At 64.5% G+C, this 13,957-nt stretch carries 12 protein-coding genes; all 12 read right to left on the reverse strand.

Annotated elements, in window-relative coordinates:
• Positions 1–8: 8 nt before the first annotated feature.
• The 12 genes from NA29_RS24955 to NA29_RS25010 all read right to left on the reverse strand — a co-directional run bounded on the left by NA29_RS24955 (position 9) and on the right by NA29_RS25010 (position 13,935).
• Positions 9–737 (reverse strand): RNA polymerase sigma factor FliA, encoded by a 729-nt coding sequence (locus NA29_RS24955; protein ID WP_039394054.1) that lies wholly within the window; start codon positions 735–737, stop codon positions 9–11.
• A 37-nt stretch (positions 738–774) separates the two neighbouring features.
• Positions 775–1,659: a MinD/ParA family ATP-binding protein gene (locus NA29_RS24960; protein ID WP_052252388.1), complete on the reverse strand. Its 885-nt coding sequence runs from the start codon at positions 1,657–1,659 to the stop codon at positions 775–777.
• On the reverse strand, positions 1,652–2,917 hold the full coding sequence (gene flhF, locus NA29_RS24965; RefSeq protein ID WP_039394057.1) for a flagellar biosynthesis GTPase FlhF: 1,266 nt from the start codon (positions 2,915–2,917) through the stop codon (positions 1,652–1,654). The genes NA29_RS24960 and flhF overlap by 8 nt, the downstream gene beginning before the upstream one ends.
• Entirely contained in the window at positions 2,914–5,019 is a 2,106-nt protein-coding gene (flhA, locus tag NA29_RS24970) for a flagellar biosynthesis protein FlhA (RefSeq protein WP_052252389.1), read from the reverse strand. Before flhA ends, flhF begins: the two co-directional genes overlap by 4 nt.
• A 3-nt stretch (positions 5,020–5,022) precedes the next feature.
• The gene (gene flhB, locus NA29_RS24975) at positions 5,023–6,174 is read right to left on the reverse strand and encodes a flagellar biosynthesis protein FlhB (RefSeq protein ID WP_039394061.1); all 1,152 of its coding nucleotides are present in this window, start codon (positions 6,172–6,174) and stop codon (positions 5,023–5,025) included.
• Between the two features lie 148 nt (positions 6,175–6,322).
• A complete protein-coding gene (gene cheZ / locus NA29_RS24980; protein WP_052253142.1) occupies positions 6,323–6,916 on the reverse strand; it encodes a protein phosphatase CheZ in 594 nt (197 codons plus the stop codon).
• Positions 6,917–6,999: 83 nt separating this feature from the next.
• Positions 7,000–7,398, reverse strand: a complete 399-nt coding sequence (cheY, locus tag NA29_RS24985; RefSeq protein WP_039401766.1) for a chemotaxis response regulator CheY — start codon at positions 7,396–7,398, stop codon at positions 7,000–7,002.
• A 145-nt stretch (positions 7,399–7,543) separates the two neighbouring features.
• Entirely contained in the window at positions 7,544–8,566 is a 1,023-nt protein-coding gene (locus NA29_RS24990; RefSeq protein ID WP_052253143.1) for a protein-glutamate methylesterase/protein-glutamine glutaminase, read from the reverse strand.
• 53 nt (positions 8,567–8,619) lie between these two features.
• Positions 8,620–9,297 (reverse strand): chemoreceptor glutamine deamidase CheD, encoded by a 678-nt coding sequence (gene cheD / locus NA29_RS24995; protein WP_039394068.1) that lies wholly within the window; start codon positions 9,295–9,297, stop codon positions 8,620–8,622.
• Position 9,298: 1 nt separating this feature from the next.
• Entirely contained in the window at positions 9,299–10,240 is a 942-nt protein-coding gene (locus tag NA29_RS25000) for a CheR family methyltransferase (RefSeq protein ID WP_084104119.1), read from the reverse strand.
• A 43-nt stretch (positions 10,241–10,283) separates the two neighbouring features.
• Positions 10,284–11,918: a methyl-accepting chemotaxis protein gene (locus NA29_RS25005; RefSeq protein ID WP_039394071.1), complete on the reverse strand. Its 1,635-nt coding sequence runs from the start codon at positions 11,916–11,918 to the stop codon at positions 10,284–10,286.
• 211 nt (positions 11,919–12,129) lie between these two features.
• Complete coding sequence (locus tag NA29_RS25010; protein WP_039394074.1) at positions 12,130–13,935, reverse strand: methyl-accepting chemotaxis protein; 1,806 nt, start codon at positions 13,933–13,935, stop codon at positions 12,130–12,132.
• Between the last annotated feature and the right edge of the window lie 22 nt (positions 13,936–13,957).

Raw genomic sequence — 13,957 nt, forward strand, 5'->3', positions numbered from 1 at the left:
TTGGTCGTTCAATTCGCCGAAGTCCAGGCCTTCTCACGCAGCGTCGCGCGCAAGCGCGAGATCGCCTGGCTGTGCAACTGACACACGCGGGACTCGCTGACTTCGAGCACGGCGCCGATTTCGCGCAGGTTCAATCCCTGCTCGTAGTACAGGCTCATCAGCAACTTCTCGCGCTCGGGCAAACGGTCGATGGCGTCCACGACGCCGCCGCGCAAACCTTCGTCGAGCAGCATCGTCAGCGGATCCGCACCCGGGTCCGCGCAAATGCGGTCGATGAACGGCTCTTCGTCTGCCGCTTCGAAGTCTTCGTAATAGATCAGTTGGCAGCCGTGCACATCCTGCAGCATCTGCTGATACTCGGTCAGCCCGATCGACATCTCGCCCGCAATCTCGCTCTCGGACGGACCCCGGCCCAGCCGCTGCTCCAGACGCTGCACCGCCTTCTCGATCTCGCGCGCCGTCTTGCGAATGCCGCGCGATGCCCAGTCCAGCTCGCGCAACTCGTCAAGCATCGCCCCGCGAATGCGCTGGCTCGCGTACGTTTCGAACTGCGCGCCCTGCGTCTCCTGATACCGGTTCGCCGCATCGAGCAGCCCCAGCATGCCAGCCTGAATCAGATCTTCCAATTCCACGCTTGCCGGCAGCTTCGCCATCAATTGCAGCGCCAGGCGGCGCACCAACGGCGCGTATTGGGTCAGCGTGTCGTTCGTGTCGACCTTCCCGCGCGCGGTATACATGTTTCCCTCCGCTTCCTCTCGACGCGTGCCGTGACGCTCAGGCCGTGTGCGCGCTCACCGCGCCCACGCCATGCGTCATCTCGGCACCGCGATCGCCGCCGCAATCGCCCACCTGACCGATCCCGGCACCCAACGCCGCCGGTCCCGTATCCCGAATGGCCAACGGCCAATGCATCACCTGCGCCGCCAACTGACGATAAGCCACCGCCGCCGGCGCCATCGGAAACGCATCGACCACGGTGCGCGTTAATTGCCGCGCCCGCATGACCTGACGGTCCGACGGCACATGTCCGGCCAACTCCAGCGACACCGCCAGATAACGACTCGCCGTCGTGGCCAGATTGCGGCACACGACGCGTGCCTCCATATCCTCCGCCCGGTTCACCAACACCCGGAACTGCGCCAGCGCATATTCGTAATGCGCCTGTTTGATCCACGAGTACGCGCCCGTAATCGACGCCGGTTCACAGCCGAGCACCACCAGCACGTCATGCGCATGCGCCGCCAACGGGCTCAGCACACCACCGGCATGCGTGCAGTCGACGATCACGACGTCCGGCTCGCCAACGGTCAGCACCGGCAGTGCACGCTGCGGATCGATCCGCTCGGGATGACGATGCGCCACAGGCACCAGCACCACGTTGTCGCGCGTGTGCACACGCACCGCGTCGGGCGAAATGCGCCCTGCCAGCACATCGTGGATGTCACCGCGCAATGGCAGACCGAGCGCCGGTGCTGCATGGCCGCTCTCGTCGGCCAGCACGACATCCTGACCGTGATGAGCCAGCGCACTGGCCAGATTCAACGCAACACTCGTCTGACCGGCTTCAGGCGCACTTCCTACCACCGCGACGATGCGCGTGGTATGGCGCGCCACCAGTCGGCGCAGCCCTTCAGCTTGATCGAGTACGAGTTTAACCAAAGCAGGCCTCGCCTGAAGGTTGTGCGGGTGCGAACAGCCCGCTGTAATTGGGATCGACCCCGCGCACCACTGCCGGCAAATCTTCCTCGGACGGCACGAACGGCGACCCCGTCACCGGCGCAGACAACGCCGTGTCGATCAAAAATTGCCGGTCCGCGACGTGCAGGTTTTCCGGTACGCGCTGCCCCGTCGAGACGTAATGCACCGGCAGACGGTGACGAATCACCGTGTCGAGCACCGAACCCAGGTTGGTCGTCTCGTCGAGTTTCGTCAGAATACACCCCGCCAGATCGCCACCGCCCTCGGCGCTCGCACTGCGATAGGCGTGCACCACTTCGTTGAGCGTGTCGCCGTGGCTCGTGGCGTTGAGCAACAGCAGACGCTGCACCGGCGTCTCCGCCCCGCACAGCATCGCCACCTGCTCCGGTACAGTGCGATCGCGCTGGCTCATGCCAACCGTGTCGATCAGCACCATGTGCTTGTTGCGCAGTTCGGTCAGCGCCAGACGCAGATCCGTTGCGTCCTTCACCGCATGCACCGTCACGCCCAGAATCTTGCCGTAGATGCGCAACTGCTCATGGCCGCCGATACGATAACTGTCGGTCGTGAGCAGTGCGAGCTTCTCCGCGCCATGACGCATCACGCAACGCGCCGCGAGCTTGGCCGTGGTCGTGGTCTTGCCCACGCCGGTCGGCCCCATGAGCGCATACACGCCGCCGCGATCCATCAATTCGTCTTCGTTCGGCATGATGGGCAGATTGCGCTTGAGCGCATTCTTCACCCAGTCCAGACCGTTCTCGCGGTCGCTGCCTTCCGGCAGATGCTCCAGCAGCGCACGGCCGAGCTGCGCCGAGAAGCCCGCCGCGAGCAATGTGCGCAGAATCTCGCCCTGCGCCGGTGAACGACGTTGCTTGTCGTTCCACACAAGACCCGCGACCTGCTCTTCGAGCAATCCGCGCATGCTTTGCAACTCGCCCATCATCGACTGCGCGAAAGCGCTCGTCGCGGCGATGTCGTTCGCGGCGACGGCAGGACTCGCCACGGGCGCCGGGGCCGGTGCAGCAGGACGGGGACGCGGACGATGCGTCGGCATGTCGCCGCCGGCGAGCGCGTCCAGATCCTCTTCCGCCAACGCCACGATCTCGACGCCGTTGGCGACCGAGCGATTGGACAATACGACCGCGTCGGGTCCGATTTCCTCGCGAATCTGGCGCAGTGCGTCGCGGCACGTGCCCGCAAAGAATTTCCGAATCTTCACGCTTGACCTCCGATGAGTGCCGTCATTTTCACGTTACGGGTGTCTGGCACTTCCGCATACGACAAAACCTTGAGCTGCGGCAGGCTGCGGCGCAGGAAGCGCGAGAGCAGCGAACGCAGCGGATGTTGAACCAACAATACCGACGGCAGACCCTGACGCTCCTGACGCGTCACGGCGGCCTGGGTTTCACGCAGCAGCGTATCGGCGAGGCCCGGCTCCAGGCCAGTGCCACCGCCGGCCGACAACGCCTGCGTGAGAATTCGTTCGAGATTGGCGTCGAGCCCCACCACTTCCAGATCGCCACTGCCCGGGAACACGCTCTGCGTGATCGCGCGGCCCAGCGACAGTCGCACCAGCGCCGTGAGGTCGTACGGATCCTGCACACGTGCACCATGCTCGGCGATGGTATCGATGATGGTGCGCATGTCGCGAATCGGCACCTGCTCTTCGAGCAGGTTCTGCAACACCTTCTGCAGCGTGGTGAGGGCGATGGTCTTGGGCACCAGATCTTCGATGAGCTTCGGCGCGTCCTTGCCGATGCGCTCGATAAGCTGTTGCACTTCCTGACGTCCCAGCAATTCGTGGGCGTGGGCGTTGATCAGGTGATTCAGGTGGGTCGCCACGACCGTACCGGCATCGACCACGGTGTAGCCGTACGCCTGCGCCTGATCGCGTTGGCCGACGTCGATCCACGTGGCGGGCAGACCGAAGGCGGGGTCTCGCGTCGGCGTGCCTTGCAGCGGTGCGCTGACCTGTCCCGGGTCGATGGCCAGCAATTGGCCCGGGTACGCTTCGCCTTCGCCGATGATCACGCCCTTGAGCGTGATGCGGTACTGGTTCGGACGCAGCTCCAGATTGTCGCGGATGTGCACCACCGGTGCGAGGAAACCGATCTCCTGCGCGAACTTCTTGCGGATGCCCTTGATACGCTTGAGCAGTTCGCCATCCTGATTGCGGTCGACGAGCGGGATCAGGCGATAGCCGACTTCAAGCCCCAGCGGGTCGACCAGCGCCACGTCGTCCCACGACGCTTCGGCCACTTCGGGCGCTGCGGTCGCGGCGACCGGCGTCGGACGCGTCGCCTGCACCTTGGCAGCGGCCGCCTTGCGGAACTGCCAGCGGGCCAGCGCGCCCAGACCCAGCGCGAGCAGCAGGAAGGCAAAGTGCGGCATGCCTGGAATCAGGCCCATCAAGCCCAGAATCGCGGCCGTAATGCCCAGCACCTGCGGGTTGTTGAAGAGTTGCGAGACGACCTGCTGGCCAACGTCTTCATCCGTCGCCACTCGCGAGACCACCACACCGGCGGCCGTCGAGATCACCAGTGCCGGGATCTGCGCGACGAGACCGTCACCGATGGTCAGCAGCGTGTAGTTCTTGGCGGCGGTCGCGAGATCCAGATTGTGCTGAACCACACCGACGATCAGCCCGCCGATGATGTTGATCAGCATGATCAACAGGCCAGCGACCGCGTCACCGCGCACGAACTTGGACGCGCCGTCCATCGAACCGTAGAAGTCGGCTTCCTGCGCAATCACTTTACGACGGTTGCGCGCTTCCTCTTCCCCGATCAGCCCGGCGTTCAGGTCGGCGTCGATGGCCATCTGCTTACCGGGCATGGCGTCGAGGGTAAAACGCGCGCCCACTTCCGCGATACGCCCCGCGCCCTTCGTGATCACCATGAAGTTGATGACCACGAGGATGATGAACACCACGATACCGACGGCGTAGTTGCCGCCCACCAGGAAGTGGCCGAACGCCTCGATCACCTTACCGGCAGCGTCCGGGCCGGTGTGGCCTTCGAGCAACACCACGCGCGTGGACGCCACGTTCAGCGACAGACGCAGCAACGTGGAGAACAGCAACACGCTCGGGAACGCCGCGAAGTCGAGCGGCTTCTGCGTGTACATGGACACCAGCAACACCATCACCGCGAGGGCGATGTTGAACGTGAACAACAGATCCAGGATGAACGGCGGCAGCGGGAGGATCATCATGCCCAGAATCATGATGATCAGCACCGGCGCGGCGAGCGACTTCAAGTTGCCGCCGAGGAGCAGTTGCGACGCACGCAATAGCTGGTTCGCGCGAGGGTTGAGGTTCATTCGTTACACTCGTTTCGACCCGAGGCGCCGGGGCGCGTCGAGCTCAGTCGGCACGGGCAGATCCGACGGGGTCAGCGGCTCGATGCCCCCCTCGGTACGCCAGCGGCGAAGCTGGAAGACCCACGCCAGCACTTCGGCCACGGCCGTGTACAGCGTGGCCGGGATTTCGTGACCGATTTCCACGTGGCGATGCAGCGCACGGGCCAGTGGCGGGGCTTCGAGGATCGGGATGCGGTGCTCGGCCCCCATCTCACGGATTCGTTGCGCGACCAGATCGGTGCCCTTGGCGAGCACACGCGGCGCGCGCATGTTGTCCTTGTATTCGAGGGCGACGGCAAAGTGCGTCGGGTTCGTCACGATCACGTCGGCCTTGGGCACGTCCTGCATCATGCGCCGGCGCGCAGCCTGACGCTGCAACTGACGGATCTGCGCCTTAACGTGCGGATCGCCCTCGGTTTCCTTGTTTTCCTGACGCACTTCCTCTTTGGTCATGCGCAGTTTCTTGTAGTGCTGCCACAGCTGGAACGGGATATCGATGGCGGCCACCAGCAGCAGCGACGCCACAATAAACGCGCAGCACACCACGATCATCTCGCCCACATACGGCAGCGCCACGCGCGGCGACTGCGTCATCAGGCCCATCACGGCGTCTTTGTCGCGGGCGATGGCCCAGTACGCCACGCCACCTACGAGCACAGTCTTGGCCACGGCCTTGACCAGCTCGACCAGCCCTTGCGTGGAGAACATGCGGCCCAGTCCCTTGAGCGGGTTCAGGCGACCAAAGTTGGGGGCGAGCGATTTGGTGGTGAACAGCCAGCCGCCCAGCGCCATCGGTGCAACGATGGCCGCGATCACGAGGGCGGCGAAGAGCGGCGCGATGACCATGAGCGCGTCCGCGCCCGAGTGCGCGGCGTACGACAGCATGCGGCGCGTGTCCATCGCCGTGCCCGGCTCGAACTGCATGCCGTGGCGCATCAACTGGGCGAATCCCTGCGAGATACGGTCGGCCGTCATCCACATCCCGGCGACACCGGCGGCCAGCAGGGCGAACGTCGAAAGCTCGCGCGAACGCGCGACCTGCCCTTCCTCGCGCGCCTTCTCCAGACGCCGGGGAGTGGGTGATTCCGACTTTTCGAGATCGCTTTCCTCAGCCATGCCCTATCCACAGCGGGCGGACGAACCCACCCTATCGCGACCGATTATGGCCGTAACCGTCAAGTCACAAAGGGGGGAATAGAGGCGGGATTGGGCGGTATTTCGCGCAAGCGCGATTCCGCCAGCCGGGGCACGGCTGGCGGCGGGGTCAGAAACCGAGGCTGGCGAGCAGGTCGTCGACCTGTCCCTGATCGGCCACGATGTCGGTGCGGCCTTCCTTTTTGACCTGCGGCCCGTTGAGCAGCGAGTCTTCGGCTTCCTTGCGCTTCTCGGGCGGCATGTTCTCGAGCAGCGTCTGGACCAGGTGCTTCTCGATCTCCTGCACCACCTCCATGATCTTCTTGATCACCTGCCCGGTCAGATCCTGGAAGTCCTGCGCCATCATGATTTCCATCAGATGGTTGTTGGTCGCGCGGGTGTCGTCCGGCACGCGACGCAGGTAGGTGCGGGTCTCGGTGACGAGCTGGCGCGCGTCCTCGAGTTCCAGCGGCTGATCGAACCACTTGGCCCAGCGCGCGTCGAGCGCATTGGCGTCCGCTTCGAGGCGGTCCTGAATGGGCTTGGCCAGCTCGATGGCCGTCAGCGCCCGCACGGCCGCCTGTTCCGTCATGGTCGCGACGTAGTTCAGACGGTCGCGGGCATCGGGAATCGCCTCGGCGGCCTGCTCCAGTTGCTTGTCCAGACCGAGTTCACGCAGATTGTCGCGCAGCATGCGCGTCAACTGCCCGACGCGCATCAGCATGCGCTCCGCCGGATCTGCCTCGCCGGTCACGTAAGCGCCGCCCGGCTCACCCGGCCATTCAGTGCTCGACTCGTGGGTCACGTTCAGGCCCCCGTTTTTTCCATTTTTTCGAAGATCTTGCCCAGCTTCTCATCGAGGGTCGCGGCCGTGAACGGCTTGACCACATACCCGCTCGCCCCCGCCTGAGCGGCGGCGATGATGTTTTCCTTCTTGGCTTCGGCCGTGACCATCAGCACCGGCAGCTTGGCCAGGTTCGGGTCGGCACGGATCGTCTGGAGCATCGTCAGACCGTCCATGTTCGGCATGTTCCAGTCGGACACCACGAATTCGAAGCTACCGCCGCGCAGCTTGGCCAGCGCCGCCACACCGTCTTCCGCTTCGTCGACATTGGAGAAACCCAGCTCCTTGAGCAGGTTTCGCACAATGCGGCGCATCGTCGGAAAATCGTCGACGACCAGGAATTTCATGTTCTTGTCTACCATCATCACTCCAATTCTGCCGGTCCCCCTTTGGGGGCCCGACAATATTCAGGGGCAAGTTCCGCCATCACTCAGTGCCCTGAGTGTGAACGCAAATCGTTGCGGACCATACGGCGAAAACAAGCCAAAAACAACGCCAAAAGCCGAACTATACCCGTTGCGTGCGTTCGCCGAATTTCGCGACCTGATGAAGCACTTTTCGGGCCATCTCGTGCAGCGGCACCACTTCCTCTGCGCCGCCCATGGCAATGGCTTCGCGCGGCATGCCGAATACGATGCAGCTCGCTTCGTCCTGCGCGAACGTGTGCGCACCGGCACGGCGCATCTCGACCAGACCGGCCGCACCGTCGCGGCCCATGCCCGTGAGAATCACGCCGATGGCGTTACGTCCGGCATGCACGGCCGCGGAGCGAAACAATACATCGACCGACGGACGATGTCGATTCACCGGCGGCGCCGGGTCTAGCAGTGCCACGTAGTTCGCGCCGCTGCGCGAGAGTTGCAGGTGGGTGTCGCCGCCCGGTGCAATGTAGGCGTGGCCCGGCAACACACGCTCGCCGTGCTCGGCTTCCTTCACCGTAATGCGGCACAACCCGTTCAGGCGTTGCGCAAACGACTTGGTGAAGCCCGCCGGCATGTGCTGCGTGATGAGAATCGCCGGTGCGTCCGGCGGCATCGGCACGAGCACTTCGCGAATCGCTTCCGTGCCGCCCGTCGACGCGCCGATGATGATCAGCTTTTCCGTCGAAACGAGCGGATTGCGCAGCATCGGCGCGGCTTCCACCGCCACCGGGGCTGCGCTCTTGGGCGGCGCGCTTCGCACACGGGCGCGCGCGGCAGCACGAATCTTGTCGGCGATCATCTCGCCGTATTCGAGCATGCCGTCACGAATGCCCAGACGCGGCTTCGTCACGAAATCGACCGCGCCGAGTTCGAGCGCACGCATCGTGACTTCCGAGCCGCGCTCGGTCAGCGACGACACCATGAGCACCGGCATCGGACGCAGGCGCATGAGCTTCTCAAGGAAGTCCAGCCCGTCCATGCGCGGCATTTCGACGTCGAGCGTGAGCACGTCCGGGTTGTGCTGCTTGATCAGATCGCGCGCCACGAGCGGGTCGGGTGCGGTCGCCACTACGGTCATGTCCGGATGCGCATTGATGATCTCCGTCATCAGGCTGCGCACGAGTGCGGAATCGTCCACGCACAGGACTTTGATTGGTTCGCTCAAGCCTCCTCCATTTTTCGGTTGTCAGGCCCCGGCCGAGGCTTGGCATTTCTGGCCGGTGGCGCAAAGAGTTCTACGGAGCCCCGTACTTCGCGTGCGCGCAGACGCTGCGCGTACGCCTGTTCCCGCTGGGCGATGGCCGGGTCACCCCGGTCGCCCAGCTTCTTGACCATCACCCGCCCGGTGCGCGGCAAAAAGCACACCTTGCGCGGATGCGGCCCGAGCAGATCCTGCGCGGTCACGCGAATCTGCTCCATCTCGAGATAGCGCAACACGAAGTTCGCATTGCGATCGCCGATATTCAGGGTGGTCATGCCCGCGAGCACCGCGCCGCCGCCGAAGACCTTCGCCTCCAGACGCTCGCGCCGTGCACCGAGCTTGATCAGCTCGTTGATGAGCATTTCCATCGCGTATGCGCCGTAGCGCATGGACGCAGAGAGTAGCCGATCGCGCTCGCTCTCGCCATCGTCCGGCAGCATGAAGTGGTTCATGCCGCCGATACCGGTAACGTTGTCGCGTACGCAGGCGGCCACACACGAACCGAGCACCGTCACGAGCATGATGTCTTCGGTCGTGACGAAATACTCCGACGGCAGCAGCTTCACTGCCTGCGTATTGAACGCATTGTCGAAGTAGTGGTTGGTCGCGAGTGCTTCGGCCAATGGCTGTGCTGCCATGTCAGGCTCCCCGTGCTCCGGCGCCGGCCAGTTCGTACACCGTCTGCCCGCGCAGACGGAACGCCCGGCTTACATAAGTGAAGTTCTCCGAATGCCCGGCGAATAGCAGGCCGTCCGGTTTGAGCAAGGGGACGAAGCGCTCGAGAATGCGCGCCTGCGTGGCCTTGTCGAAATAGATCATCACGTTACGGCAGAAGATCACGTCGAACGGCCCGCCGATCTGCCACGACGGCGCGAGCAGGTTGAGCGGCTCGAACGTCACCAGTTGCTGCAATTCGGGACGCACCTTGATCTTCCCCGAGTTCGCGCCCGTGCCTCGCAGGAAATGCTTGCGCAGCTGTTCCTGCGAGATCTTGCCGGTCTGCTCGCCGTTGTAGACGGCGGCCGACGCGCGGGCCAGGACCTGCGTGTCGACGTCGGTGGCCAGCACCGTGGCGTTGGGACGTGAGCCGAGCGTGTCGACCAGCGTCATCGCAATCGAATACGGCTCTTCGCCGGTCGACGCCGCACAGCACCACACCGAGATCGGCTTGGGGCGGTTGCGCACGAAGTCGGCGAGCAACGGGAAATGGTGAGACTCGCGGAAGAACGACGTGAGGTTCGTCGTCAGCGCGTTGGTGAACGACTCCCACTCGCTGTCACCAGTGTCGGCTTCGAGCATGTCGAGATAATCGGTGAAGCTCGTCATGCCCAGCGCACGCAGACGTCGCGCGATGCGGCTGTAGACCATCTCGCGCTTGTGCTCGGCCAGCGCAATCCCGGCGCGCTGGTAGATCAGATTGCGAATGCGGCTGAAGTCGGCCAGCGAGAACGCAAAGTCGCGCTCGCCCGACAGGGCGGCGCCACTGGCGCGCGCGAAATCCGCGCTGCGCGAGCCCGCGTCGCCATCGGGGCCGGAGCCGCCGCGACGCGTCAGATGCGATGTGTTGCGCGAATCGGTCATGATGTCTCGGTTGCGTCGAATTACGTCAGACAGCGGTTATGTCTTATGCCGCACGGGCCAGCGGCTGCGCCGCCGGCTCGCGCCGGGACGCGCCGATCGCATGCACGCTCCCCGCACCTGCCCCGCCGCCTGTCTGGAAGACGGACACGGCCGCGCGCAGCTCTTGCGCCTGCGACTCCATCGCGCCGGCGGCGGCCGCCGCCTCTTCCACGAGCGCCGCGTTCTGCTGCGTCACCTCATCCATCTGCGTCACTGCGCGATTGACCTGTTCGATGCCGCTCGACTGCTCGGCAGACGCCGCCGAGATCTCACCCATGATGTCCGTCACGCGTTTGACCGCCTGCACGATCTCTTCCATGGTCTGACGCTGACGCGTCACGAGCGCCGTGCCGTCCTGCACGCGGCGCGACGAGTCTTCGATCAGTGCCTTGATTTCCTTGGCGGCCGCCGCACTGCGCTGGGCCAGCGTGCGCACTTCGCCCGCGACCACGGCAAAACCGCGCCCCTGCTCGCCCGCCCGTGCGGCTTCCACCGCTGCGTTCAACGCGAGGATGTTCGTCTGGAAAGCGATGCCATCAATTACGGCGATGATGTCGACGATCTTGTTCGAGCTAGTGGAGATGCCGTCCATCGTCGCCCCGACCTGCCCCGAGACTTCGCCGCCACGCATGGCGATTTCCGACGCATTCACCGCCAGTTGGCTCGCCTGACGCGCGTTATCGGCGTTCTGGCGCACGGTTGCCGTGAGCTGCTCCATCGACGAGGCGGTTTCTTCCAGCGACGCCGCCTGCTGTTCGGTACGGGCCGACAGGTCGGTGTTACCCGCCGCGATCTCATGCGCGGCGGTGGTGATCGACTCGGTGCCCTGACGGATCTGCGAGATGGTCTCGGCCAGCGTGTGCTGCATGCGTTGCATGGCGTAGAGCAGGCTGTGCGTGTCGCCCGGGGCCACGTCCACGTGGCTGTGCAGATCGCCGCTTGCGATGCGGTGTGCGATGCCTGCCGCGTACTCCGGCTCGCCGCCGAGGCTACGCTGTACGTTGCGGATGATCACGAGCATCGCCGCCGTCACGATACCGCCGATCACCAAAAGCGCGATGCCGAAGCGAATGAGCGTGGCGTAGAACGCCTCGTTGACGTCCTGCACGTAGACGCCACTCATCATGCCCCAGTCCCAGGGCGCGAAGTACTTCACGAACGAGACCTTGGCCATGCGCTGGTCGCTGCCCGCGACGCGGCCGTAATAGTCGACGAAGCCTGAGCCCTTGTCCTTGGCCACGCGAGCCATTTCGACGAAGAGCAGCTTGCCGTTCGAATCCTTGTAGGTGGAGACGTCCTTGTTCACCAGATCGGCGAGCGTCGGATGCATGAGAACGGTCGGTTTGGTGTCGAAGATCACCATGTAGCCGTTACCGCCTTCGCCGTAGCGCATGACTTTCAGTCGCGCCATGGCTTGTTGTTTCGCCTCTTCAACGGTGATCTTGCCGGCTGCCGCCTGGGCCGCGTAGTCACGCAGAATGCCGTCGGCGCTCGTGACGATGTTTTCCACTGCCGCGCGCCGCTCCGACATCATCGTGCTGCGCTCGTGAAAGGCAGCCCAGCCACCGAGAATCAAAAGCCCCAGCCACATAAGCGCAAGCGCCGACCAGAGTTTTGCTTTGAGACTCAACTGCATCATGATGTGACCTCCACTACCCGCCTGCCGTGGCGCTGCATGAGATGCAGTGCACACGGCGGCTTTTGTCTTACCGATTGTTGCCACTTGCCGACACGTCCCTCGGGGTGCCCGGCGGTACTGAGTCGCCGGGCGAGGTGCGTGCACCGTTCCTATAAGTGCTGCTCTATTGCCTCGTGCATTGCTGCACGAAGGCAACCATCACGTCATGCGATCAGAAGGTTTCCCAGTCGCCGTTTGCGTCGTCCGTGCCCGTGCGGGAAGCGGCCGGTGCGGCGGCTGCCGGTGCAGGCTTGCGCAGCGGTGCCGGTGCGGGCGTCGCCTTCGGTGCAGCGGCCGATGCCGGTGCCGCCGATGCGACGGAGGTGGCGGCGGAGGCGGCAGCCTTCTTCTTCACCGGCGTCGGGCGCGCGGCAGGTGCTGCCGACGGGAGCGCCGCCAGCGCCGGGGCTGCGTAGCCGGTCGCGACCTGGCTGGCATCGACACGGAAAACCGAAACCGTCGTCTTCAGACGATTGGCCTGCTCTTCCAGCGAACCGGCGGCCGCGGCCGCTTCTTCCACCAACGCGGCGTTCTGCTGCGTCACCTCATCCATCTGCGTGATCGCGCGGTTGACCTGCTCGATACCGCTGGACTGCTCGGCCGATGCCGCCGAGATCTCGCCCATGATGTCCGTCACGCGCTTCACCGCCTGCACGATCTCGTTCATCGTGTGGCCTTGCTGGGCGACGAGCGCCGTGCCGTCCTGCACGCGACGCGACGAATCTTCGATCAGCGCCTTGATTTCCTTGGCGGCGGCCGCACTGCGCTGCGCCAGCGTGCGCACTTCGCCTGCCACCACGGCGAAGCCGCGACCTTGTTCGCCCGCACGCGCCGCTTCCACGGCAGCGTTCAGGGCGAGGATGTTCGTCTGGAACGCGATGCCGTCGATCACGCTGATGATGTCGACGATCTTGTTCGAGCTGCTCGAAATGCCGTCCATCGTCTCGCCGACCTGGCCGGAGACCTGACCGCCGCGCGTGGCGATTTCCGAGGCGTTCACCGCCAGTTGGCTGGCCTGACGCGCGTTGTCCGCGTTCTGGCGCACGGTTGCCGTGAGCTGCTCCATCGACGACGCGGTTTCTTCCAGCGATGCGGCCTGCTGTTCCGTGCGCGCCGACAGGTCGGTGTTGCCTGCAGCGATCTGCTGTGCAGCGGACGTAATCGACTCGGTGCCCGAGCGGACTTCCGCCACGGTGCGCACGAGACTGTCCTGCATATGCTTCACGCCCTTGAACAGACGTCCCGTCTCGGTTTCGTTCCACACTTCGATGCGTTGCGTGAGGTCGCCGCCGGCGATCTTCTCGAAGTGGCGGATCGCATCGTCGATCGGGCCGACGATGGCGCGCGTGAGCGTGATCTGCGTGATGATGCCGACAATCAGGCCAAGGCTCAGACCGATGCCGACCATCCACATCACCATCGTGTACCGGGCCTGTGCGGCCAGATAGCGCTCTTCGGCGTTCTTGACCTGCAAGTCGGCCAGCGCGGTCATCGCCTTCGTGTAGTCGGCGAACAGACGCGGCACATCCATCACGGTCTTGGCGTGGAAGTCGGGGATGTCGCCCGATTCGATGGCCTTGAGCGCGGGGAGGATACCGTCGTTGTTGACCTTGCCGCGTGCCGCGATGACGGCGTCGGCGAGTGCCTTCTCACCGTCGTTCATCGGCAGAGCGGCGTAATTCGCCCACGAGTCATCGGCCTTCTTGAGGTTGTTGCGCACGCTGTCGATCGCCGACTTGATCTCGGTCGGATCGGCGATGAACTCGATGCGCGAGAGCGTCACGCGTGCGCCCAACGTCGAAATCGTGGTCTGTGCCAGCGATCGCGCCGATGCCATGTCGTTCGTGTAGATCTCTTGCAGCGACGTATTGCTCTGTCGCAGCGAGACGAGACCCACCGCAGCGCCCACGACCAGCAGCACCATGAAGAGTCCCAGCGCCAGCGTGAGCCGCGCCCGGATGGTGACATTCTTAAACATAACGACCTCTACCCCGTGAAGA

The organism is Pandoraea sputorum, assembly GCF_000814845.2.
GTDB classification, from domain to species: Bacteria; Pseudomonadota; Gammaproteobacteria; order Burkholderiales; family Burkholderiaceae; genus Pandoraea; species Pandoraea sputorum.